Source organism: Trueperella sp. HMSC08B05, from assembly GCF_001808405.1.
In the GTDB taxonomy this organism is placed as follows: Bacteria; Actinomycetota; Actinomycetes; order Actinomycetales; family Actinomycetaceae; genus Trueperella; species Trueperella bernardiae.
In genome coordinates, this window is the sequence record NZ_KV793246.1 from 1 (window position 1) to 23,715 (window position 23,715).

Sequence of the window (23,715 nt, forward strand, 5' to 3'; positions counted from 1 at the left end):
ACCCACCGGCACGCCGGCCTATCAGTGCGGCCCCGGAATCTCCGGGGCCCGCACTGATAGTTTGAGAACCCTGCCAATCGCCACTAGGAGCCAGACACCGCTCTTATGATGCTTTTATAGTCGGTATGGGTCAGGTTGTCGATAATAAGCACGCATCCGCCGGTAGTGATTGATCGAATTGCCAAGCACATAAACATAACGCCCCAGACTACGATCAGCGCGATATAGCAACGGGTTGACCGCACGACGTTGCCTTTTGACCTGCCGGACACGCTTGAGCAGCTGTGGATCGGTTACATAACAAGAATTGGCAAGATATGAAGGCACCAAGCAAAACAGTCCCAGCTCGCTATTGGTTTGATAGGCCTTTGATCGCGCCGGCACTGAATAGGCCGCACCTTCTCCAGATCGCGCTCCATTTCCAGATCGGCCCTCTCGGGGCTCTTCCTCCGCTGTCAAATCATTGCTTAGATCGGCCAATAGCGCTGCGGCGAGGTCCACACCGGCAAGCTTCATATAGTAATGGCCGCGCCCGATCCGGGGATTGAGATCAAGCCAATACGTCTTGCCGTTACGCGGGTCAATCTTGACATCCATGGAGAAGTATCCGCGAATTCCCACCGCTGTCACGATTCGCGTGGCTTGCTCGATCAGCTTAGGATGATGCTCTGTCAAAACGATTCCCGCATTGCCGATATATTCTGGCTGGTGTAGCCCTAGGATTAGGCGCCCGCTGCCGCATGCGGTGACCTGCCCTTGGCGATTGACATAGCCGTTGACCAGCCATTGCGTCGTGTCATCGCCGGGGATAAACTCCTGGATAATCACCCGCACTTCCACCCCATTGGTGCGAAGTATTTCGCAAGCCTTTAGCGCTTCACTCCGAGTTTTCCATAGTTCGACCTTGCGTAACCCCCGACCCCAGTTCTGCGCCAAATCGGCTCCACTTTCGGGTTTGACAACAGCGGGAAAACACACCTCGTCCAGCTCTGGCCACTGCTGAGCGCTGAGGTCGACCACAACTCGTTTTGGGGCATTGAGTCCCATATCGGTCAATAGTTCAGCCATTGCCCCCTTAGAATTTGCTCGTTGCACTGCGCCCAGCGGCGAGTAGGGCAAGAACCAATTGGCCCCAAAATGTTCGCGATTGCGAGCCACGAATTCGACATGCTCATCAGCGTTAACGAGCAAAATAAGCGTGCACCCAACAAACTCGCATTCGAGATCCGCTAAGGCCGCCAGGAAACGCTCGTCATCGTCAAAGGTGCCGCGCTCAAAGAGGCGAACATCAAGGATGCGCGAGTCATTAATCGGGCCACGTGGAGCGGTGGTGAGTACAACCGACTTATACCCGCCTGCTTCATGAAAGATGCGCGCAAAACTGTAGGCTCCTACATCGTAGCCAACAATTACGGGCACAATTGCTCTGCCAGCCCTACTTTTCTTGTTCATCTGCGCCTTCCCTCACCGTGCCAACTTCGCACGCACAGAGCCAATGAGTCGTGAAAAAGCCTCAATTTCAGGCATCTTCGCCAGCATCATTCCGCCAACGTAGCATCCCACCATCACCGGGCCGACCACAACAATTCTCAATACTGCCCCAGCAACTGTAATCGGCGCGTAGAGGGGACCAAAAAGTAGCAAAAGGGCAAAGCCCACACCGATCGTCACGAGGGTAATCACTGCGAGTTTCGCGATAGCGCCAACCACGCGATCTTTCTCAAGTCCCCCGTAACGGCGCGCCAGGCAAGTAAACATGACAACGGCAGCGGCGGTATTGGTCAAGCTCATAACCAAACCGATTCCGATCACTGTCCACTGCGGGGGAAGCCAGCCACACAGCAGATAGCCGATCATGCCACATACTTGGAATGGCAGATTTATCCAAAAGGCGCCGCGCGTATCACCAAAGGCGTAGTAGACACGATCCAATGTAGTAACGATGCCGATCGATACCAAACCTATGCACATGGCTGTCAGGACGCGCGCCAACGTCACGCTTTCCTCAGCACTGACGGTAAAGGAGAAAATGCGCATCACTGGCACAGATAACACGATAAGCCCAGCTGCGCTAAGGAAAGTCAGCGTAGAGATTGCCCGGATAGCCAGCGATGCATAGGCGGAAATGGAGTGCAAGTCGGCATCTGCAGCGGCTTTGGCTAGCCGGGTGAATATCGCTGTTGCGATGGAGACAGTGATGAGCGAAGTAGGGATGGAATAGACCGAATAGGCTGCCGTGTAGATAGCATTTCCGGCTACGGACTGAAGAGCGATACCTGCGTCTTCAGCGCGCTGAGTGGCACCGGCAGCCACATTGGACAGCACCAGGGTTGGCACGATGCCGGTCACCATCATCAGTAGCATCCACCACGACGCCCGCCCGGCTTCACCCAAGCCGGAATTGCGCCATGCGAAGTCAGGACGAAAACGAATTCCGAGCGCGCGTAGCGGCACCACTAATATCAGCGCTTGAAGCGCGATTCCTAGGGTGGAAAAGCCGCCGATCATGGCAACGCGGCCCGCAGACCACCGGCTAATATCGGTCACATCAGCTGGCACCGCCGCACCGAAAGTAGCTAACACCACCAGGAATCCACCGATTGCCACCACATTGTTTAGCGCCGGCGCCCACATATATGGGCCGAAGTTCTCCCGCGCGTTGAGAATCTGCCCCAACACTGTGTACATGCCATAGAAGAAAATCTGCGGTAAGCACCAGTAGGCGAAGGCAACCGTTAGCCGGTACCAGTCGTCCTGCATTGTCGCCGCAAAGCCCTTGACGATCAGCGGTGCACTTAGAGTGATAAGCGCGGTCGCTATCCCCAAAGTGACGATTGCCACCGTCAGGAGTTTATTGATGAACGCTATCCCGCCATCGGTTGACCGCTTTGTTGCCCGCACGATAGCTGGCACTAGAACCGCGTTGACCAGTCCGCCTACGACGACCATGTAAATGAGATTGGGCAGCTTGTTGGCGATATCAAAACCGTTGGCCGCCGGCGCGGAGATGCCCACTACAGCTCCGAGCAGGATGGGCGAACGCACCAGGCCGAGCACCCGCGAGACGAGGGTGCCGGCAAACATAATCGCCGAGCTACGCGCCAGGTTGGGGCTAGCGGCACCCTGGGTAGACTCAACACGCCCGGATTGCTCGGTTCGTTCTTCCGACGCCGCAGGCATCCCTCCCTCAGTGCTTGGGCGAAATGGAAGTCGGCGATGGCGGGGCCTGTCGCTATATCTCAATGGCATGTGACGATTGTAGCGAAGGCATACGAGGTCAACTAGACTCGGCCTCATGACACTAGTACTTGAGGAAGTCTCACTTTCCACCTACGAGCGTTTCATAGCCGATCATCATCCCCGAGTGTTTCTTCCCCAAACACCGGAGTACGTGCGTTCCCGGCAAGCAAAAGATAGCCGTATCGAGACGGTGGCTTTGCGTACTGCGACCGGGCAAATCCGTGGTGTTGCGGCTATCTATTTTCAACCGTGGCGGCGAGTGTTCTACCGCGCCCATGTGACCTATGGCCCGCTCCTGGACACGAATGACGACCCGCAGCTATTAGGTCAGTTCGCCGCGCAGCTCGAATCCTATGTCAAGCGGGATAAGCGCGTGCTCTCGTTGCGAATTAACCCACTCATTGCCCGCGCTTTCTATCGCGATATTGAGCTAGTGGAAGAAAACCCGCATGCCAAGGCCGCCGATGAAGTGTTAAAGAGCGCCGGTTTTACGCGGATTACTGAGGAGTTTTACCAACGTTCTGATGTGCAGATTCGTTTTATCTACACCAAGGACATCGCACACTTAGACTTTGAAGAGGCTTTAGCGAGCCTGGCTAAGGGGTTGCGCCGGCGCTTTCGGGCTCCTGCCCGCTATGGGATCGAGGTTCGTTTCGTTGGCCCAGAACAATTCGGGGACTTTCTCTCCCTCTATGAACTTACCGCTGAACGCAATGATATGAGCGCATTGTCTGGATCGTCTATCACCCTCTATAAGGATTTGATGGAAGAGTTCGATTCAGATCATTCGGTGTTGTGTATTGCCTACTATTCCCCACAGCGTCACCGCGACCATATTGACCAAGAGCTTGCCGAGATTCAGGCCCGTCAACGCGAGGTCAGCGCCCGGAAAGAAACCAAAGCACAGCTACGCGAACTGGCTGACCTGGCCACACGTACAGCAGGATTGGAAACCCAGCGTGAACTTGCCGCCCAGTTCGAGCAACTCGCTGGTCACAGCGGCGATGTGCCGGTCAATTCCGCACTCGGCTACGCTATTGGCGATGAATTGCTCTTGTTGTTGGGCGCAATGAACAAGGAATACCACCCTGTCTTGCGCGACTATCCGGTCGAAGCAGCGTTGTTTAAGTGGGCAGTCGAGCACAATATCGCCACCTACAACACTTTTGGAATATCGGGCGTCTTTGATGAGAGCGCCCCCGATGCCAACATTCTCCGTTTCAAGCAGTGGCTGAACGGCAACGTCGAGGAATTCATCGGCTCCTACGAAAAGGTATTGCACCGCAATATGGGCAAATTGGCTGGAGTGGAAGTGTAAAGCAAATCGATTGGTGAGATTAGCCTAATAATCTCAATTCTCTTCCCTCTGACGGGCACACTTGACACACTGGGGGTATGAGCATTTCTACCTCGAAATTGTCTGTCATTGGCGCTGGTTCGGTTGGAACCGCCCTCGCGTATGCTGCGATGATCCGTGGTTCGGCCAAGATCGTCGCCCTCCAGGATCTTAATGAAGCCAAGGTGGAAGCCGAGGTCCTCGACCTCGCCCACGGTACCCAGTTCATGCAGTCCTCTTCGATTATCGGCGGCGCGTCGCAGGACGTGACGGCGGATTCCGACGTCGTGGTCATCACCGCGGGCGCGAAGCAGAACCCGGGGCAGACGCGCCTGGACCTGGCCGCGAAGAACGTCTCCATCCTGGAGTCGATGTTGCCGGGCCTGGTGGAGCGCTCCCCGAACGCGGTGTTCATCCTGGTGACGAACCCGGTGGACGTGCTGACCTACGTGGCCACGAAGATCACGGGCCTGCCGTCGGGTCGCGTGTTCGGCTCGGGCACGGTGCTTGATTCCTCGCGTCTGCGCTGGCTGCTCGGTCAGCGGCTTGGCGTGTCGGCACGCTCGGTGCACTCGATGATTATTGGCGAGCACGGAGATTCGGAGTTCGCGATGTGGTCCACGGCCACGGTCGGCCAGATCCCACTGCACGACATCATGACCCCCGAAGGCGCACCCTTCACCCCAGCCCAGCTGGACGAGATCGAGCACGAGGTCCGCAGCGCGGCCTACAAGATCATCGAGGGTAAGGGGGCCACGAACTACGCCATCGGCGTCTCCGGTGCGCGCATCGTGGAGGCCGTGCTCGGCAACCAGAAGGCCGTGCTCCCGGTGAGCTCGCCCCTGCACGGAATTGACGGCGCGTCCGACGTGGCACTGTCGGTACCGTCGATCGTGGGCAGTGCGGGCGTGGAGCGGGCGCTCCCGCTGTCGCTCAACGACGCCGAGGCGGCCCGCCTGACGTCCTCGATCGAGGCCCTGCGGCAGACCATCAAGGTGGTCGGCTACTAGAACGCCAACCTGTTAGCGGGCTCGCCGGGCGGCGAGCCCGTTTTCTTATTCCTCGGCACGCCTCTCCGCGGCCCCATCTTGCCCAGGGCCAGGCTAGCTTTCCGGTGACGGCTGGCCGGCACGGTCGACGTCGTCGTGAATCGTCCGATAAAAGCCCATCATCGCCACCACCATGACAATCGCGAACGGCAAACCCATGATGACCGTGGCCGACTGCAAGGCCGGGATGCCGCCAACCACCAGCATGCCGATCGTGAGCACGCCGGTAGTGGCCGCCCAAAAGATCCGTAGCCACGGGCGGGCGTCCGTGCGCGGGGTGGGGAGGTCGCTGGAAAGGTTCGCCATGACCAGCGAGCCCGAGTCCGCCGACGTCACGTAGAACAAGAACGCCACCACCGTGGCGATCATCATGACCACCCGGGCCGCCGGCATGCCCTCCAAGAGCGAGTAGAAGCCGAACTCGGGGACCTCGAGGGTGGCGTGGGCGAAGGCGAGGTCGTCGTCGTGAATGACGCGGTCAAGCGCGGCGTTGCCGAAAATCGAGATCCACACGGCCACGTACAGGAACGGGACGGTCAGGCAACCGATGATGAACTGGCGCAGCGTCCGCCCGCGCGAGATGCGCGCTAGGAACATGCCCACAAACGACGCCCACGCCACCCACCAGGCCCAGAAGAACAGCGTCCACGCCGCCTTCCATGCGTCGGCGTCCGAGAACGCCATCGTGTCCAGGGTCATGCCCGGGAACATCGCCAACACGTCGCCTACGTTCATCACGATCGCGTTGAGGAGGAAGGACGTGCGCCCGCCGACCAGCACCCAGACCACGGTAAGGATCGCGAGGAACACGTTGAGCTGGGACAAGATCTTGATCCCGCGCGCTACGCCCGACACCGCCGAGATCCCCGCCATCACCACCGCCACCACGATGAGGGCCACCTGCGCCGGCAACCCCTTGCCAACGCCGAAAATGATCTCCAGCCCCACGTTGATTTGCACGACGCCGATGCCGAGCGTCGTCGCCACACCGAACACCGTGCCGAGGATCGCGGCGATGTCGACGACGTCACCCAACACCCCGTACACGCGCGAGCCGAACACCGGCTCAAGGGCCGAGCGGACAGCCAGGCGGCGGCCGTGGCGATAGGAGAAGTAGCCCAAGATCATGCCCATCAGTGCATACATCCCCCAGCCGGTCAGGCCGTAGTGGAAAATCGTCCACACGGGCGCCTGCTCGGCCGCCTCCAGCGACTGGGCGGCCACGCGCGGCGGGGCCATGTACTGGGCAATCGGCTCGGCCACCGAGAAAAAGATGATGTCCGTGCCGATGCCCGCCGCGAACAGCATCGAGCCCCAGGCGAACGTGGAAAACTCCGGGCGGGAGTCGGACGGGCCGAGGCGGAGGTGGCCGTAACGAGAGAACGCCACCACCAGCACGAAAATGACCACCACCGTTGCCATGAGAATGTAGAACCAGCCAAACCACTGGCCGATCCACCCCGTGGCAGCCCCGAGCGCATCCGCCGCCGAACCGGTGTCCACAAACGCCCACGCCGCAATCGCCAAGATGATCGCCGCTGACCCGACGAAGACCGTGCGCTTTACACGCTGGGCCGGTGCGGGGTGTGCGGGTGCGGAGTGTGCCGGCTTGTCGCGGGTGGCACGCTGAGGCATCATTCGTTCCTTCGATCAAGGCGGCCGCGCGCGGGCATTGCGCGGGGCCGCAGACTCACTGCGTCGATTATGCCAAAGTCGGCCGCGGTGCGTTGCAGATCCATATTACCGGTCGAAAAACACAGGTGTTCCGTGCGAAAATAGGTCGAAAGCAAAGGAGTTCTCGTGACTGAACAAGTACCACTGACGCCGCAAGGCCCCGAAACGCTTGCGGGCAAGGGCCCCAAGGCCGCGAGCGGCCAATCGGTTGGCGAACTCGTCGCAAAGATCACCGCCCAGTTCTCGGCGTTGGTACGCGACGAGATCCGCTACACCAAGTTGCAAGCCACCTCCAAGGTGAAGAAGCTCGGCATCGGGGGCGTGCTACTCGCCGTCGCCGGTGTGCTCGCCCTCTACATGCTCGGCACCCTGCTGCTGGCCGCAGGCTACGGACTGTCCACCGTTATGCCGCTGTGGGCGGCGTTCCTGGTGGTCTCCGGCGGGTTGCTCCTCATCATCCTCATCCTCGCGCTCATAGCCGTCTCGCGCTTCAAGGCGGCGAACAAGCACACCGTGGACCCGAAGGGCGGCCTGGAGAAGGACATCGAAGCGGTGAAGAAGGGAATCCAATGACGAACGTGAGCCAGAAGAAGGCAGTTGACTACGAAGCCCCCAAGGGCATCGAGGACACCCGCACCGCTGACGAGGTGGACGCGGACATGCAGCGCGTCCGCGAGGAGCTGACCGCCACCGTCAACGAACTGGCCGGCAAGCTCCACCCGGACAACCTCAAGGAAGAAGCCCGCGCCTACGCCGAAGAGCGCCTCAGCCAGGGCAAGGAGCAGGCCATGGGGTTGGTGGATGACGCGAAGGCTGGCGACAAGAAGGCGCTGGCCATCATCGGCACCACGCTCGCCGTGGTCGCACTGTTCGTCATCCGCAAGATCATCAAGTAATCAGCATGCAAGCGTAGATATGAGTGTGGGGCGGCTTTCGGGCCGCCCCACACTTTTGGTTGTCTAGTTGTCTTCGGTCGCGGGTCTGCTTGCCCTCTCCATGACTTCCTTGCGCGGGAAGCGCCGGTGGCCCCCGAGCGTGCGGATCGACGGCAACTTGCCGCTGTCTGCCCAGCGCGCCACCGTCTTCGGGTCCACCCGGAACAGGGCCGCAACCTCCGCCGGGGTCATCAAGTCAGTGTCATAATCCATTGTTTTCCTCGCAAATTGTGGGTTCCACCCACGTTGTGGTGAGCGATGTTCAGGTCCGCTCCCTCTCCTCTCCACCGCAGTCGAAGGAGCCCAGACAGATCGCAAAAACCTCTGCCCATCCTATTGCCGTAAACGCTCATCTCACAAGCGAAAACACATTTACTCACAGCTTAAACCGCAGGTCAGGGCGTTATTGCGCCATTTATTGCACCTTTGGTGGCGCAGTTCGCAACGAGCCGAGCCGGCCGGGCGCCGTACCATCGAGGGCGTATACCTCCGCACACACGTCACTTCACGTAGAGATTCCTACCCACTTCGGGGTAAAGTATGTGCCACGAACCATTATTGAGATAAATCGGAGCCGCACGCGGTGCCTGCTCCAAGACGAGTTGAGGGGGGTCGAGCCAATATGGGGCGCGGCCGTCAAAGAGCCAAACAGCGCAAAGTCGCACGGAACCTGAAGTACTTCAGCCCGGAGACCGACTACGAGGCCCTTGAGAGGGAACTCGCGGGTCGCTCCGAGATGAAGGACGAACCGGACGACTACGATTCCTGGGACGAATACGATCCCGACTCCTACGAGATTCCTCCGGCAACCGACGATTGAGGCACTAGCCTCGCATCACCTTTCAGAGCCAGCTTCACGGCTGGCTCTTTGGTGTGCCCGCGGGCGGCGGGCGCCACAGGCTTATCGGCTGCGGGGCGGCTAGACGAGTTCGAAGCTGGGCTTGAGGTCCTCCGACAGGCCCGTGAGCCGCACGCGCACCCGCTCCCCCACGGGCATGTGATCGCCGGTGGCCACGGCCTCCATGGCGGGCTCCGCGATGGAGATCAACCCGCGCTTGCGATCCCCGTCGCTGGACTTCTCTTCAACGACGACGGCCGCGAACTCCTCCCCCACGCGCCCGCGCAGGGTCAGCCCCTCGAGGGCGTCGAGCGCACGACCCTGGAGCGCGTTCGCCCGGCGCGTGCCGGCGCCCATGAGGGAGGGTAGCTCGGGCAGCGCCTCGGTTACCCAGGTGGGGACCACGTCACCAGCGAGCAGGCAACGGCAAAGCTCCAGCCCAAAGCGGTCGACCAGCCGGCGCAGCGGCGCGGTCACATGGGCGTAGGGTGCAGCGATGGCGTGATGGCGGAGGACGGCGTCGTCGGCGCGCTCGGGCTGGTTGGCACGGGCGGCCTCGCTGTCACCCATTGCGCCGTCGGAACCCTTGGGCCCAGCGGCAGTCTCAGCCTCGGCGGAACCCTCGGCCCTGCCGGCGGCGATGGGGAGGGCGAGGTAGCCGGCGCCCCGAAAGAGGTGCACGGCCTCGTAGAGGAAGGCAAGGGAGGCGGGGCGGGCTGGGTCGAGCCCGCGGACAAACGCGGCGTAGTCCTGGGTGTTGGGCCAGTCGTGGCCGAGGCTGCGGGCCACCTGGCGCAGGCGCTCCATGTCGGAGCTGCGGGCAGCGGGAAGCGTGCGCAGCACCCCGAGATTCGCCGCGATCATGATCCTCGCGGCCTCCATGCCGGTCATGAGCGAGATCTGGGAGTTCCACTCCTCCACGCCCGTAACCTCGCGCAACTTGAGCAGGTAGCCGTCCTCGCCGTGCTCCACCCACTGCTCGGGCAGGTTGAGCGACACGCCGCCCCGCTCCGCTTCCAGGCGTTGACGCTGGCGGCCCACCCGCGCCAGGTCCTCCGGCAGGGTGGGCGGGACGTTAACGGGGAGCTGGCCGTCGCCGTCGTAGGCGGCCTGGACCTGCTGATAGGTGAGCTGGGCGCGGGAGCGCACCCGCGCCAACTCCAGGCCGGTACGGACCACTTGGCCAGCGTCGAGCTCGAAACGCCACACGTACGCCGGGCGGACCTGGCCCGGCAGCAGGGAGGCGGCGTCGGTGGAGAGCACCTCAGGGTGGAGGGGGATCGAGCGGTCGGGTAGGTAGATGGTGGTGGCGCGCTCGCGGGTCTCGGCGTCGAGGGCGCCACCCGGCCGGACGAAGAGGCTGACGGCGGCGATCGCGTAGTAGAGGACGTCGCCGTCGATGAACATGGCCTGGTCGAGGTCTCGAGAGCCCTCGGGGTCGATCGTGACAAAGGGAAGATCCGTGCGGTCGGGCAGCTCCGGGAACTCCCGCCTGGCCGACTCCGCCTCCGCGAGCGCCTCCGGCGAGAACGCGGCCGGCGCACCCGCCTCCGCCAGCTTCGTGATCGTCGACGAAATCTGCTGCGCCGGGACCACATTCGGGTTGATGAAGCGTTGCCGCACGGGCTACCTCCTACTCGGTCGCGCCGGTTGGCTCGGCGTGGTCGGCCGGCTGGGCTTGGTCTGCCTGCTCGGCCGCGGCCACGGCACCTGCCGGGCCGGCCAACTGCGCCGGGCCGAACAGCGGGAAATACGAGCTCAGGTCGGCGCGCGTGCCAGAATGAGAAATCTTCGACTCATCCACCGGGCGGCCGAGGGCCACATCCAGCCAGGCGGGCCCATCCATCTCCACCACATTGGGTGGGGTCCCACGCGTGTGGACCGGGCCGGCGATCGCCTGCACGGCCCCTACCCACGGCACCCGGATCTCCACGCTGCGCCCCGGGTGGCGCGTGGCGAACTCCTCGAGCGCGAAGCGCACGGCCGCCGTCAGCTCCGTGCGGCCCAACTCGCTGCCGGCCGCATAGGCCCGCACCAGCTCCATGCCCCGCGCCTCGTCAATTCGCCGTCTCATGAATCGATCCTATCGCCTGCTATGAGAATCCCGGGGAGCGGCAGTGCCGCTCCCCGAGACCACATCACCTTTAGCGAACGATGGTCATGGCGTCCCAGCCGTGGCCAACCTCGACCGGCGAGGCAAACCAGCCGCGGCCCGTCTGCTCGTAGAGGAACAGGATCCCGGCGCGAACGCCCACCAGGTCGAACGCGCCGTCGCCCGTCATGTCACCGGGCGAGAACACCTGCGTGAAACCCTCCCAGCCGTGGCCCTTCTGGGTGTCCGTGCGCAGGCCGCCCGCCGGCGTCGTCTCGTACGCGATCAGCGCGCCGTCGGCCGTGGTAGCCAACAGGTCCCAATCCGCCGATCCCGAGGTGTTACCCACCGACACGATGTTCGTGATCGCGCCCCAGCCGTGGCCCACCTTGCCCAGGCCCTTGACGCCGGCCGCGCTCACTGCGTAACGGTACAGGTCGCCCGTCGCGCCCTGACGCGCCACCACCGAGTCCATGCCGTCCACCTTGCCGGCGTAGGCCACCAGATCCATACCGGACCAGCCGTGACCCACCTTGGCGCCCTTGGTCAGGTGGCCGTTGCCGGTGGAGTAGTAGAAGAACATGTCGCCGGCCGCGTCCGTCACCAGGAAGTCCGCGCGCTTGTCGCCGTTCACATCGTTGACCTTCACCACGGCCGCAGCCTCGAAGCCATCGGCAACCAAGCCCACCGTCTTCAGCGCCTTGCCGCCCTGGTAGAAGAACATCTCGCCAGCGCCATTCAGGCCCCAGATGTCCGCGAGCTTATCGCCCGAGGCCTCGCCGTACACGTTCTGGGCGTAGGTGGCCACGTTCGGCGCGGTCGACTTCGCCGCACGGATGGTCACCGGCAAGTCGACCGTCGAGCCGTCATCCGTGGCGATGGTCAGCGTGGCGGCACCCAGCTCGGCGTCGGCAGGAACCATGAACGACACGGCCGCCCGGCCCGTCTCGTCCACCTTCGGGGTGACGGTCGTATCGACGTCGGCAGTAGCCACCTCGACACCGTTGAGGTTGACCATGGCCTTCGTGGGCAGGGGCTCCGTGGACGTCATCGCCAGCGAGGACAGCTGGACGTCGACAGTTTGGCCCGGCACGAAGGTCAGCGGGCCGGTGTAGCCGAAGGAACGCTGCGTGTAATCCGGCGTGAACGCGCCGTTCGCCGCCCAACCCTGAGCAACTTGGTTGAAGACCTCGTGGTCGATGATGCCCGTGTCTACCACCGGGTTGCCGGCGTTGGCGAAGGCGTTGAAGCTGTCACCCGCGTCGAGCAGGAAGGACGAGGAGGCAACCGTGATTTCCGCGTTGTCCTTCCCCAGCAGCTTGCCGTTGAGGTAAACCGCGAGGATGTGCTTGCCGTACTCGGCGGTCGGATCGTAGACGTACTTGATGTTGTTCGACAGGCCCAGGCGCAGGATCGGGCGCGACTCGCCCGGCTTCCATTGCTGCTCGAGCAGCTCGTAGACGTCCTTCGCCTGGATCACGCGCGTGCCGTAGGAGTTACCGAAGGGCTGGACGTTGAAGGACTCCTGGAAGGTCACCACGCCGTCCTTGTTCGCGTCGAAATCAGCGCGGATGCCGCCCGAGTTCATGACGCCGAAGTCCGCCGGCTTGGCCAGAGTCTGGCCGTACTCGTAAAAGGCCTGGGCGATGAGGTTACCCGCCGACGACTCGGTGCCGCGGTTCGCGCCCTCATCCCCGTTGCGCGCGCCGGTGCCACGGTTGGCCGGCCCCGCGATGGGGAACAGCTCCTCGGCGCCGAGCTTCGCCGACTCCTCGAGCTTCTGGTTCACCAGCGCCTGGATCTCGTCGTTGACGGGGGCGTCGGCGCCCGTCGCCACGGTCTCGTTCTCACACGAGCTGGTCACCTTGCCGTCAGCCGCAACAGCCAACTGAGCGAAGACCACCGTGCTGCCCGAAGCGCCCGGCTGGCACACAGCCGCACCCGACGCCGTGGTCGATGCACCAGCAATGTGCGTGTGGCCACCGAACGCCAGATCGATGTCCGCACCCAGGGTCTCAACCTTGGCCAGGCCATCATGCATGAGCGCCACGACCGCGTCCGCCTCGCCGCTTTCCTTGATCTTCTTTGCGAGCTGGTCCGTCACCGCCACCGGATCGTTGAAGGTGAGCCCCTCAACCGCGGAGGCCGATGTTAGCTGTGGGGTCTCATCCGTGACCGTGCCAATGAAGGCCACTTTCACGTCCCCGTACGTCTTTACCACGTAGCCCGGATCCGCGATCTCCTTCGCGCCCGCCACGTTCGCGCCCAAATTGGTGTACGACGACAGGTCAAGAATCCGGTCACGCAGATCCGCGTACCCCTGGTCGAATTCGTGGTTGCCCACCGCCGAGACGGTCAGACCCATCGCGTTCAGCACATCGATCGTGGGCACGTCCTTCGCAATCGCCGACTCGAAGGTAGAACCACCCACCGAATCGCCAACCGCGAGGAAGTCAAAGCTAGCGGCCTTGGCGCGGCGCTCATCGAGCATCGCAGCCATCGCCGGGGCCTTCTGGATCGCGCCATGGAAATCGGAGATCACGCCGAAGTCAATCACCGCAGCATCACCCGACTCGGCCGCCTCAGCAGCCTCGGCCGCGTCGGACAGGACCGCGGCGTCGTCAGCGGCCTGGGCGGCGTCGTTAGCAACGTCGGAGTCGCCTGCGGCGTCAGCTTCCTCAGCGTCCGCAGCCTCGGCGCCATCAACGGCGGCATCGTCAACCGCTTCCTCCGCCTTATCGCCCACGGCCTCCGACTCAAGTTCAGCCACAGCGGAGGACTCACCCTCCGGGACTGCCGACGCGGGAACGGCAAGCGCCGCCGTCCCCAGCAGGATCGCCGTCACCATGCTCACCGAGCGCAGTGCCGACCTGTTCGTTTTCGACATGGAAAACTCCTCTTCTCGTCTGATGATCAATAACATCATTCTGGGCATCAACCACCGACAAGTTTTCCCGATCTCCGTGGCCACACAGTTAACGGAGCGAAAACGCTAGCCCGACACGCGGGGGCGCGGACCAGGCGCAGGCCAGGGCGCAGGCGCCCTACGCGGGACGATTTGGGCCGTATCTTCACATATACGAAGATACGGCCCAAATCGTCCCGCGAAAATCGCGAACAGCTAGCTGACCCCTTAGATCACGCCCTGCTGGAGCATTGCGTCGGCCACCTTCATGAAGCCGGCCGCGTTCGCGCCCACCATGTAGTTACCCGGCTGGCCCAGCTCCTCGGCCGTGTCCAGCGAGGTCTTGTGGATGTTGTGCATGATCGCCTCAAGGCGCGCCATCACGTCGTCGAACGACCACGACTGCAACGCCGCATTCTGCTGCATCTCCAGCGCCGACGTCGCCACACCACCCGCGTTCGCCGCCTTACCTGGCGCGTAAATGATGCCCGAATCCTGCGCCACCTCGATCGCACCCGGGGTCAGCGGCATATTCGCGCCCTCGGCGATCAGGCGGATGCCGCCCATCTCCATCGCCCGCACGTCGTTCGCATCCACCTCGTTCTGGGTGGCACACGGCAGCGCGATATCGGCGTCGATACCCCACACCTTGCCGCCCGCATGGTACACCGCGTTCGGGCGGGCCTCCGCGTACTCCGAGACGCGCCCGCGGCGCACCTCCTTCACTTCCTTCAGCAACGCCACGTCGATCCCATCCGGGTCATACACCGCACCCGACGAATCCGAAATCGACACGGGCTTCGCGCCCTGCGCCAGTAGCTTCTCAATCGCGTACGTGGCCACGTTGCCCGAGCCGGACACGATCGCCGTCTTGCCCTCCAGGCTGTCCCCCACCTCGGCCAGCATCTCATTCGCGAACATCACCAGGCCGTAACCCGTGGCCTCCGTGCGGCCCAGCGAACCACCCCAGCCGACGCCCTTGCCCGTCAGCACGCCCGCCTCATTCCGGCGAGCCAACCGCTTGTACTGGCCAAACATGTAGCCGATCTCGCGCGCACCCACGCCAATATCGCCCGCCGGCACGTCAATATCCGCGCCAATATGCGAGGACAGCTCATTCATGAAGGCCTGACAAAAACGCATGACCTCGTTATCCGACTTACCGTGCGGATCAAAATCCGATCCGCCCTTGCCGCCGCCAATCCCCTGGCCCGTCAGCGCATTCTTAAAGATCTGCTCAAAGCCCAGGAACTTAATAATCGACAGCGTCACCGACGGGTGGAAACGCAGGCCGCCCTTGTACGGGCCGAGCGTCGAATTGAACTGAATACGGTAGCCGCGATTCACACGCACCTTATTGTTATCATCCTGCCAGGCCACGCGGAACATGATCTGGCGCTCCGGCTCAATAATGCGCTCCAGGATCGCCGCCTCCTGGTAGTCCTTGCGTTCCAGCAACAGAGGCTCCAAGCTCTCCATCACCTCACGAACGGCCTGCTGAAACTCAGGCTGAGTGGGATTACGCTTCAGTGCCTCCTCATAGACACGTTCCAGCTGTGCATCCATTCCTACTCCTCACATCAAACGGCGGGATCCGACAAATTCGGTCGCTTGCCAGAATAATTGACTCCAAAAAGATGGCATAGAGATTCTCATCAATTGGCCAGTGTTTTCGACCTCAGTTTTACCCAACGAGGACCAACAGCGGAAACCTAGTGCGCAGATCCCTCGCCCAGCAACTTCTTCTCCACCAGCCGGTAACGCGAGCCCATCTCATCCACGACCTCCGGCTCCAACACCGGTGCCGGCCCGCAACCCTTGACCCACTCCACGGCTTTCTTCCGCACCGCGTTACGCACGTACTCCTTGCCAAACGCCCGGGGCAGGCCGTCCGCCGCCTCCGACTCCAACCAGTACGTGGCCGAATCCGGCGTAAACGCCTGATCGGCCAACACGAAGTCGTTATCGCCCGAATCGTAGGACGCCCCGAACTCGAGCTTGCACTCGGCAATAATCAGGCCCTTCGCCTTCGCGATCCCGAACGCCCGCTCGTACAGCTCCAGCGAAATCTCCCGCAACTGCTCAGCCTGCTCGTGACCCACCAGATCACACATCTGCGCGAAGCTGATCGTCTCGTCGTCGTGCCCGGCCTCGCCCTTCCGCGACGGCACGAACAGCGCCTCCGGCAGCCGATCACCCACGCTGAGTCCCGCCGGCAACTCATGCCCGCCGACCGTCCCCGCCCGTGCGTACTCCTCAAACGCCCGCACTGTCATGTACCCGACCACCGTGCACTCAATCGGGTACATCCGCAGCCGCTGCACCAGCATCGCCCGGCCCGCCGCCTCCGGCGGCACGTCCGTGGACAGGAAATGGTTCGGCACCACATCCTCCAGCCTGTCAAACCACCAGGCCGCAATCCGCGTGAGCACCTGGCCCTTCCCCGGGATCACACTCGGCAACACCCGGTCAAGCACCGCAATACGATCCGACGCCACGAGGATCATTGTGTCCCCAGCCGTATGGGCCAGGGTGTGGACGGGCTGATACACGTCATGAACCTTGCCCGTATACACGCGGGTCCAGTTCGGAATGATAGGCGGCAACTGCACTGGGCCTCCTTCCGGCCTCTGCGTCTTCCCATTCTATCCCAGTCTCCACCCCAAACGACATCCCCGTCTGCCGCCGTCCAGCTTGTGGAAGCCGTGGTAGAGCCGCGCTCACGACGCCGTCGCCGCAACTTGCGCCCGACGCCCAGCTTGCTCACGACGCCGGCCGGGCGCGTCGTCGTCGTTGGCCCCGCCACCGCGGTCACAACGCCACTACCCGGGCTCCCGCCAACGGCAGCCGGAACGCGAAGAGGGAGGGCCGGAGCCCTCCCTCCCCTAGGCGTCTAGCGCTTAGCGAGCCGCAGCGATACGCTCACGGAACTTGTCCAGCTGCTCGATGATCGGAGCCGGAACCTTGTCGCCGAACTGAGCGAAGTACTCCTCGGTCGAATCGATCTCGGCAGCCCAGGCGTCCGGATCGGTAGCGAAGAGCTTATCCCAGACCTCATCGGTGATCTCATCGAGACCATCGAGGTTGAAGTCCTCCTTGTGCGGGTAGTTGCCGGTCATGCCATCAATGGCGTCGACCTCGCCCGCAACACGGCGGATCACCCAGTCAAGGACGCGGGAGTTCTCGCCGAAGCCCGGCCACATGAAGTGACCCTCTTCGTCCTTGCGGAACCAGTTGACCTGGAACACGCGCGGGAACTTGTCGCCCAACTTGTCCTGCATCTCGAGCCAGTGGCCCCAGTAGTCAGCCATGTTGTAGCCGCAGAACGGGAGCATGGCGAACGGATCGTGACGCAGCGAGCCAGCCTTCACGTCGGTAGCGGCAGCGGTGACCTCGGACGCAACCGAAGCGCCGATGAACACGCCGTGCGCCGGATCCTTCTGCTCGGCAACGAGCGGCACGTTCGTGGCGCGGCGGCCACCGAACAGGATCGCGTCGATCGGAACGCCAGCGGGGGCCTCCCAATCGGGGCAGATGATCGGACACTGCGAAGCCGGCACCGTGAAACGCGAGTTCGCGTGAGCGGCCGGGGTGCCGGACTCCGGGGTCCAGTCATTGCCGTGCCAGTCGATGAGGTGATCCGGGGTCTCGCCGTCGATGCCCTCCCACCACACGTCGCCGTCGTCGGTCAGAGCAACGTTGGTGAAGATGGAGTTCGCGCGAGCGGTGTCCATCGCCATCGGGTTCGTCTTGTACGACGTACCCGGGGCGACGCCGAAGAAGCCGGCCTCCGGGTTGATCGCGTAGAGGCGGCCGTCCTCGCCCGGGCGGAGCCAAGCGATGTCGTCACCAATGGTCTCAACCTTCCAGCCCGGGATAGTGGGCTGGAGCATGGCGAGGTTGGTCTTACCACATGCCGACGGGAACGCCGCGGTCACGTGGTACTGCTTGCCGGTCTCTTCGTTCGTCAAGCGGAGGATGAGCATGTGCTCGGCCATCCAGCCGTCACGGCGAGCCATGGTCGACGCAATACGCAGCGCGTAGCACTTCTTGCCGAGCAGGGCGTTTCCGCCGTAGCCGGAGCCGTAGGACCAGATCTCGTTGGTCTCCGGGAAGTGGGTGATGTACTTTTCGTCATTGCACGGCCAGTTCGTGTCCGGGCGCTCGTTGCCATCGGCGTCGACCAGCGGGTAGCCCACCGAGTGAACAGCCGGAACCCACACGTTACCCTCGCCGATCAGCTTAAGGGCCGCGGAACCCATGCGGGTCATGATGCGCATGTTGACAACGACGTACGGCGAATCCGTCAGCTCAATGCCGAGCTGCGAAATCGGGCCGCCCAGCGGACCCATCGAGAACGGGATGACGTACATCGTACGGCCACGCATCGAGCCACGGAACACACCGTTGGCACCGATGAGGGTCTCCTTCATCTCCTTCGGATCGGCCCAGTGGTTGGTGGGGCCAGCATCCTCTTCCTTCTCGGAGCAGATGAAGGTACGGGACTCAACACGAGCCACGTCAGACGGGAGCGAGCGAGCCAGGAACGAGTTGGGGCGCTTCTCCGGGTTCAGGCGGGTGAACATACCGGCCTCAACCATTTCAGTGGTGAGACGATCCCACTCTTCCTCAGAGCCATCTACCCAGTAGATGTCCTTCGGCAGAGTGATGTTGGCGACCTCAGCCACCCACTCAACGAGATTATCAGGCGCAAACTCCGGCGCGCCTGCGCGGACGTCCTCAACGGTGAACGCGGTTTCAGTCATCGCATTTCCTCCTAGAAATCGGCGACGTTGGATAACTTCCACATCCCATTATTGTTAAAGAAACGGTATTTCCTATAGGACTAACGGGCATTGAGCGGTTAGCGCAATCCCCTTGTCACACTCTATCGTGGGCCACCCACAATTTGCCTGGACAACGGGGGCGCGGCCCCGCAACGGATGCGGGGCTGCGCCCACCATGCCAGCCACTGCCAGCTCCACCTTCATGCACAGATTCTTAATCGAGAAGCCGATGACGCACGATCGTCTGCGCCCGCTCCGGGCCCACCCCGATCGACGAAATCCGACACCCCGACAGCTCCTCCAGCCGCAAGATGTACGCCTGCGCGTTCTCCGGCAAATCCTCAAAATCCTGGCAGTCCGAAATACCCTCCGACCACCCCGGCAAGTACTCGTAAATCGGCTTCGCGTGATGCATATCCGACTGATTCTCCGGCATATCCTCCACACGCGCCCCATCAATCTCGTAGGCCACGCACACCGGGATCTGCTCAATCCCCGTCAACACATCCAGCTTCGTCACCACGATATCCGTCAGCGAATTGACCCTCACCGCATAACGCGCGACCACGGCGTCGTACCAGCCGCACCTGCGCGGCCGCCCCGTCGTCGTGCCATACTCTCCGCCAACCTTACGCAGCCGCTCCCCCGCCTCATCAAACAGCTCCGTGGGGAACGGCCCCTCGCCCACGCGCGTAATGTACGCCTTCGCGACGCCCACCACCCGGTCCAGCCGCAGCGGGCCCACGCCCGAGCCCGTGCAAGCGCCGGCCGCCGTCGTCGACGACGACGTCACATACGGGTACGTCCCATGGTCAATATCCAGCATGACCGCCTGACCCGCCTCAAACACCACCGTCTTCCCCTCATCGAGCGCGCGGTTAAGCTCCGCCGACGAATTGAACAGCATCGGGCGCACCCGATCCGCGTAGGCAAGCAGCTCGTTGGTCACCACATCCACGTCAAACGTGTCCTCATCGAGCGAGGCCAACTGCGCATTCTTCTGATGCAGCGCGCCCTCCACCTTCTGGCGCAGAATCGAGGGGTCAAACAGGTCCTGGACGCGGATGCCGATGCGGTTCATTTTGTCGGCGTAGGTGGGACCAATGCCGCGGCCGGTTGTGCCAATCTTCCGCTTGCCGAGCAAACGCTCGTTCGCGCCGTCGATCTTCTTGTTGTACGAGGGGATAATGTGCGCGTTCGAGGAAATCCGCAGGCCCGACGTATCCACGCCACGCCCCTCCAACTCCTCAATCTCCTCAAACAACACATTCAGATCGACCACCACACCATTGCCGATCACCGCTGTACACCCCGGAGACAAGATCCCCGCCGGCAGCAAGTGCAGGGCGAACTTCTCCTCGCCCACAATCACCGTATGGCCGGCATTATTACCGCCATTAAACTTGACGACGTAGTCGACCTCCGCGCCGAGCTGGTCCGACGCCTTGCCCTTACCCTCGTCTCCCCACTGGGCCCCGACGATCACGATTGCTGGCATGCTGTCCTCACTTGTCTAGGCTTGCCGCCTAAGTCTAATGCGTACCACCATCCGGGAGGCGGGCGTCCACATGTTGAGGCCGAGTGTTCCGACGCGCGGACATCCCGCATCCTGGTGGGCCGAGCCGGCACCCTCCTCACAGATGCGATACTTCCCGGCAAGATGCGGTACTAAATAACCGTTATCTAGTGCCGCATCTTGCAGTCTTGTATAGCATTTGCGGCTGGCGGAGGCGCCGGCACGCGAGCGCAGGGGCAGGTGCGGAACTCGGCGCGGCCGCCATCATCTGGGGCCGGCCAACCCGCAGGGATAGTCCCGCCAAATCGTGAGTGGCCGGGCTCGGGTAGACTCTCACCAACCAACCCCGAACCGAGGATCCCCCATGACCCTGGCCACGCCACTTGCCACATTCGTCTACTACGCGGCGCCCGACGTCGTGCGACGGCCGACTCTGCGGCGGCTCGTCCGCACGGGTGCGCTTGCCGTCATAGCGACAGTAGAGGTGGCCAGAGCTGAGTTCGGCGCACACGAGTCAACCGCCGATCCGACCGCTGAGACCCCCACGAGCTCTGCCGTCACAGACCACGCAAGCTTCGCGGTGGCCAATCAGGCAGACCACACTCCAATTGGCCAGACAGACCAAGCCGACCAGGCGGACCAAGCCGACCAGGCCGAGCCCGCCACCTCGGCAAACACCGCAAACACCACCGCGCCCGAGGATGACGTGCCCTCCGATATGCTGTCGCTCGCCAAGGGCGCCTTCGCCGCCCAGCCGGGCGTGACCGCGCTCATCGGAGCTGCGATCGTTGCGGCGACAGCCGCGACCACGGCGGCCAGCGTCTACACCGAGCGCGCCCTCTTCCGCGGCGCCGAGAAGCGCCGCGCCACTGGCGACCGCCTCGCCCACACCAAGCAGGCCGCCATCCTCGCACTGGCCATGGCCGGGCTCGACCACCTATCCTCCAAGCTCGTCCTGGACGACTAACCCGCTCGCGCCCCGCCCCAGCCGCGGTCATCCGCACCCCACCAGGCCGCACCCCGCGGGCATGAAAATGGGACGGCCCCAGCCGCCCCATCCCCACGTGCAGGAATTACTTCATGCGCTTGCCGGCCGAGCCCAGTCGCTCAGCGGCCTCGACCACGCGGGCGGCCATGCCGGCTTCGGCCAGCTTGCCCCAGGTGCGCGGGTCGTACATCTTCTTGTTGCCGACCTCCTGGTCGACCTTGAGGACGCCGTCGTAGTTGCGGAACATGTGGTCCACGACCGGGCGGGTGAAGGCGTACTGCGTGTCGGTGTCAACGTTCATCTTGATGACGCCGTTGCGGACAGCGGTGGCGATCTCCTCAGCGGAGGATCCGGAGCCGCCATGCATGACCAGGTCAAACGGGGACTCCTTGCCGACCTTTGCGCCGACCTCAGCCTGGATCTCACCCAGCAGCTCGGGGCGGAGCTTCACGTGGCCGGGCTTGTACACGCCGTGGACGTTACCAAAGGTGAGGGCGGTGAGGTAGCGGCCGTTCTCGCCAAGGCCGAGGGCCTCGACAGTCTTGAGGCCGTCCTCAGCGGTGGTGTACAGCTTCTCGTTGATCTCGCCAACGACGCCGTCTTCCTCGCCACCCACAACGCCGATCTCGATCTCGAGGATGGTGTTGGACTTCTGCGACAGGGCGAGCAGTTCCTTCGCGATCTCGAGGTTCTCATCGAGCGGCACGGCGGAGCCGTCCCACATGTGCGACTGGAAGAACGGCTCACGGCCAGCGGCGACTTCCTGCGCGGACAGCTCCATGATGGGGCGGATCCACGAGTCGATGTTCTGCTTGGCACAGTGGTCGGTATGCAGGGCGATCGTCACGTCGTAATTCTTGGCGACCTCACGAGCGTACGCGGCCAGGCCGAGCGAACCAGCCACGCGATCCTTGATCGTGGAGCCGGAGGCGTACTCGGCGCCGCCAACGGAAACCTGGATAATGCCGTCCGACTCAGCCTCAGCGAAGCCGCGGATGGCTGCCGTGAGGGTCTGCGAGGACGTCACGTTAATTGCCGGGTAGGCGAACTTGTTGGCCTTCGCCCGATCCAGCATCTCGTCATAAACTTCACGCGTTGCGATACCCACGTGTGCTCCTTTTGCGTTGGAAATCTAACGCCCCAATTATCTCACGGATTTGGTAAAGCGTATAGCCAATTGGTCCCCAGCTTAATCATTTCCGACGACGCCGTGGACCGCCTTGCGTCCGTTTCCGCGCGTCGTCGTTGTTTGACGACGGCCCGGCCCGTCGCATCTGTAACACCTCCCACCGGGGCGAGGCGTGCGCGTAGGATCGGGGCGAGGGGATGGTCATGGTTATTTCTGATCCGGTCGAGGCGGCTGAGGAGCTTGCGCGGGCGATGTGCGGGAGGCGCACGCTCGCAATCACGGGCGCGGGGGTGTCCACCGATTCCGGGCTGCCGGACTATCGGGGGCAGGGCACCACGGAGAAGCCGTCGATTACCTACGACATGTTCGTGGCCGACCCCATGTGGCAACGCTGGGTGTGGCAGCGCAATCACGAGACGTGGCGCCAGTTCGAGGCGCTAAAGCCCTCCGGTGCTCACGTTGCCATCGCCCGGTTGGAGGAGGCGGGGGCGGTGACCGGGGTTGCCACGCAAAACATCGACGGCCTGCACACCAAAGCCGGGAGCAGGAGCGTGTGGGAGCTACACGGGTCGTTCGAGCGGGTGCACTGCCTCGACTGCGGCGCCCGCTTCCCGCGCGGCGAATACGCCGCCGACCTCGAGGCACTCAACCCCGGCTGGCCGCAGTACGACCGCGACCCCGCCGTGCTCGCCACCGCCGACCGCGCCGAGGCCGAGGCCTCTACTTTCCGCGTGGCGCCCTGCCCGGTGTGCGGAGGGCTGGTCAAGCCGGATGTCGTCTTCTTCGGGGAGTCCCTGCCCGCCTCGATGGGCGACGCGATGGGCGCCGCCCGCGACTGCGAGGTTGCGCTCGTGGCCGGTTCCTCGCTCGTGGTCAGCACGGGCATGTGGATCGTACGCCAGGCCTACGCGGCCGGCGCCACGCTCGCCATCATCAACTACGGCCCCACCGCCGCCGATCCCCTCGCCGACATCCGCATCGACGCCGGAGTCTCACCCACACTAAGCGCCCTCGCCGACCTGTTGTAAACGGCGGGCGGAGGGGGACCGGCCCCTCCGCCCGCCTCCCGGCCAACCGGCACCAGCTCCCCCAGCGGGCCGGCACCCGAGCCGCTTCGAGGACCGACGTCCCAGCGTGGGCCAGCGTCGTCGTCGTGAAAACAAACAGCAGGTAAACAACACGCAACAAGGCCGAGAGGGGTTTTGGCGCATAGCGAACCGCCAATT

At 63.1% G+C, this 23,715-nt stretch carries 19 protein-coding genes; 7 read left to right on the forward strand and 12 right to left on the reverse strand.

Annotation, left to right across the window (positions count from 1 at the left end; all coding sequences use genetic code 11):
* Positions 1-114: 114 nt before the first annotated feature.
* Together HMPREF3167_RS09425 and murJ are read right to left on the reverse strand one after the other, a co-directional pair.
* The gene (locus HMPREF3167_RS09425) at positions 115-1,452 is read right to left on the reverse strand and encodes a carboxylate--amine ligase (protein WP_083281095.1); all 1,338 of its coding nucleotides are present in this window, start codon (positions 1,450-1,452) and stop codon (positions 115-117) included.
* A gap of 12 nt (positions 1,453-1,464) precedes the next feature.
* On the reverse strand, positions 1,465-3,180 hold the full coding sequence (gene murJ, locus HMPREF3167_RS05775; protein WP_246825741.1) for a murein biosynthesis integral membrane protein MurJ: 1,716 nt from the start codon (positions 3,178-3,180) through the stop codon (positions 1,465-1,467).
* 115 nt (positions 3,181-3,295) lie between these two features.
* Here murJ and HMPREF3167_RS05780 point away from each other — a divergent pair, with 115 nt between their 5' ends.
* Together HMPREF3167_RS05780 and HMPREF3167_RS05785 are read left to right on the forward strand one after the other, a co-directional pair.
* On the forward strand, positions 3,296-4,558 hold the full coding sequence (locus HMPREF3167_RS05780; protein ID WP_070446000.1) for a lipid II:glycine glycyltransferase FemX: 1,263 nt from the start codon (positions 3,296-3,298) through the stop codon (positions 4,556-4,558).
* Positions 4,559-4,635: 77 nt separating this feature from the next.
* Positions 4,636-5,586 (forward strand): L-lactate dehydrogenase, encoded by a 951-nt coding sequence (locus tag HMPREF3167_RS05785; RefSeq protein ID WP_068538578.1) that lies wholly within the window; start codon positions 4,636-4,638, stop codon positions 5,584-5,586.
* A gap of 93 nt (positions 5,587-5,679) precedes the next feature.
* Here the strand turns inward: HMPREF3167_RS05785 and HMPREF3167_RS05790 are convergent, their stop codons facing one another.
* Complete coding sequence (locus tag HMPREF3167_RS05790) at positions 5,680-7,263, reverse strand: BCCT family transporter (RefSeq protein WP_083281097.1); 1,584 nt, start codon at positions 7,261-7,263, stop codon at positions 5,680-5,682.
* A gap of 162 nt (positions 7,264-7,425) precedes the next feature.
* Here HMPREF3167_RS05790 and HMPREF3167_RS05795 point away from each other — a divergent pair, with 162 nt between their 5' ends.
* On the forward strand, positions 7,426-7,872 hold the full coding sequence (locus HMPREF3167_RS05795; RefSeq protein WP_062614039.1) for a phage holin family protein: 447 nt from the start codon (positions 7,426-7,428) through the stop codon (positions 7,870-7,872).
* Positions 7,869-8,195, forward strand: coding sequence for a DUF3618 domain-containing protein (locus HMPREF3167_RS05800; RefSeq protein WP_062614040.1), 327 nt, complete (start codon positions 7,869-7,871; stop codon positions 8,193-8,195). The genes HMPREF3167_RS05795 and HMPREF3167_RS05800 overlap by 4 nt, the downstream gene beginning before the upstream one ends.
* Positions 8,196-8,258: 63 nt before the next feature.
* On the opposite strand, the gene HMPREF3167_RS05805 is transcribed toward HMPREF3167_RS05800, so the two are convergent.
* Positions 8,259-8,447 (reverse strand): BldC family transcriptional regulator, encoded by a 189-nt coding sequence (locus tag HMPREF3167_RS05805; RefSeq protein WP_062614041.1) that lies wholly within the window; start codon positions 8,445-8,447, stop codon positions 8,259-8,261.
* A gap of 409 nt (positions 8,448-8,856) precedes the next feature.
* On the opposite strand from HMPREF3167_RS05805, the gene HMPREF3167_RS05810 reads away from it, so the two are divergent.
* Complete coding sequence (locus HMPREF3167_RS05810) at positions 8,857-9,054, forward strand: DUF3073 domain-containing protein (RefSeq protein ID WP_062614042.1); 198 nt, start codon at positions 8,857-8,859, stop codon at positions 9,052-9,054.
* 99 nt (positions 9,055-9,153) lie between these two features.
* On the opposite strand, the gene HMPREF3167_RS05815 is transcribed toward HMPREF3167_RS05810, so the two are convergent.
* The 7 genes from HMPREF3167_RS05815 to HMPREF3167_RS05845 all read right to left on the reverse strand — a co-directional run bounded on the left by HMPREF3167_RS05815 (position 9,154) and on the right by HMPREF3167_RS05845 (position 20,354).
* Positions 9,154-10,695 carry an RNB domain-containing ribonuclease gene (locus tag HMPREF3167_RS05815; RefSeq protein WP_101923536.1) on the reverse strand — a complete coding sequence of 514 codons (1,542 nt, stop codon included), beginning with the start codon at positions 10,693-10,695 and terminating at the stop codon, positions 9,154-9,156.
* A gap of 10 nt (positions 10,696-10,705) precedes the next feature.
* Positions 10,706-11,146, reverse strand: coding sequence for a sterol carrier family protein (locus tag HMPREF3167_RS05820; protein WP_070446006.1), 441 nt, complete (start codon positions 11,144-11,146; stop codon positions 10,706-10,708).
* Positions 11,147-11,216: 70 nt separating this feature from the next.
* Positions 11,217-14,051 carry a bifunctional metallophosphatase/5'-nucleotidase gene (locus tag HMPREF3167_RS05825; protein ID WP_145989844.1) on the reverse strand — a complete coding sequence of 945 codons (2,835 nt, stop codon included), beginning with the start codon at positions 14,049-14,051 and terminating at the stop codon, positions 11,217-11,219.
* A gap of 246 nt (positions 14,052-14,297) precedes the next feature.
* A complete protein-coding gene (gene gdhA, locus HMPREF3167_RS05830) occupies positions 14,298-15,635 on the reverse strand; it encodes an NADP-specific glutamate dehydrogenase (protein WP_062614045.1) in 1,338 nt (445 codons plus the stop codon).
* A gap of 146 nt (positions 15,636-15,781) precedes the next feature.
* The gene (locus tag HMPREF3167_RS05835; RefSeq protein WP_083281099.1) at positions 15,782-16,681 is read right to left on the reverse strand and encodes a phosphoribosylaminoimidazolesuccinocarboxamide synthase; all 900 of its coding nucleotides are present in this window, start codon (positions 16,679-16,681) and stop codon (positions 15,782-15,784) included.
* A gap of 288 nt (positions 16,682-16,969) precedes the next feature.
* Positions 16,970-18,835 (reverse strand): phosphoenolpyruvate carboxykinase (GTP), encoded by a 1,866-nt coding sequence (locus HMPREF3167_RS05840; RefSeq protein ID WP_070446012.1) that lies wholly within the window; start codon positions 18,833-18,835, stop codon positions 16,970-16,972.
* A gap of 235 nt (positions 18,836-19,070) precedes the next feature.
* Positions 19,071-20,354: an adenylosuccinate synthase gene (locus HMPREF3167_RS05845; RefSeq protein WP_062614048.1), complete on the reverse strand. Its 1,284-nt coding sequence runs from the start codon at positions 20,352-20,354 to the stop codon at positions 19,071-19,073.
* Between the two features lie 382 nt (positions 20,355-20,736).
* On the opposite strand from HMPREF3167_RS05845, the gene HMPREF3167_RS05850 reads away from it, so the two are divergent.
* On the forward strand, positions 20,737-21,339 hold the full coding sequence (locus HMPREF3167_RS05850; protein WP_070446015.1) for a hypothetical protein: 603 nt from the start codon (positions 20,737-20,739) through the stop codon (positions 21,337-21,339).
* 106 nt (positions 21,340-21,445) lie between these two features.
* On the opposite strand, the gene fbaA is transcribed toward HMPREF3167_RS05850, so the two are convergent.
* Complete coding sequence (gene fbaA, locus HMPREF3167_RS05855) at positions 21,446-22,468, reverse strand: class II fructose-bisphosphate aldolase (protein WP_062614050.1); 1,023 nt, start codon at positions 22,466-22,468, stop codon at positions 21,446-21,448.
* A gap of 224 nt (positions 22,469-22,692) precedes the next feature.
* Here fbaA and HMPREF3167_RS05860 point away from each other — a divergent pair, with 224 nt between their 5' ends.
* Positions 22,693-23,517, forward strand: coding sequence for a Sir2 family NAD-dependent protein deacetylase (locus HMPREF3167_RS05860; RefSeq protein ID WP_168160828.1), 825 nt, complete (start codon positions 22,693-22,695; stop codon positions 23,515-23,517).
* Positions 23,518-23,715 lie beyond the last annotated feature (198 nt).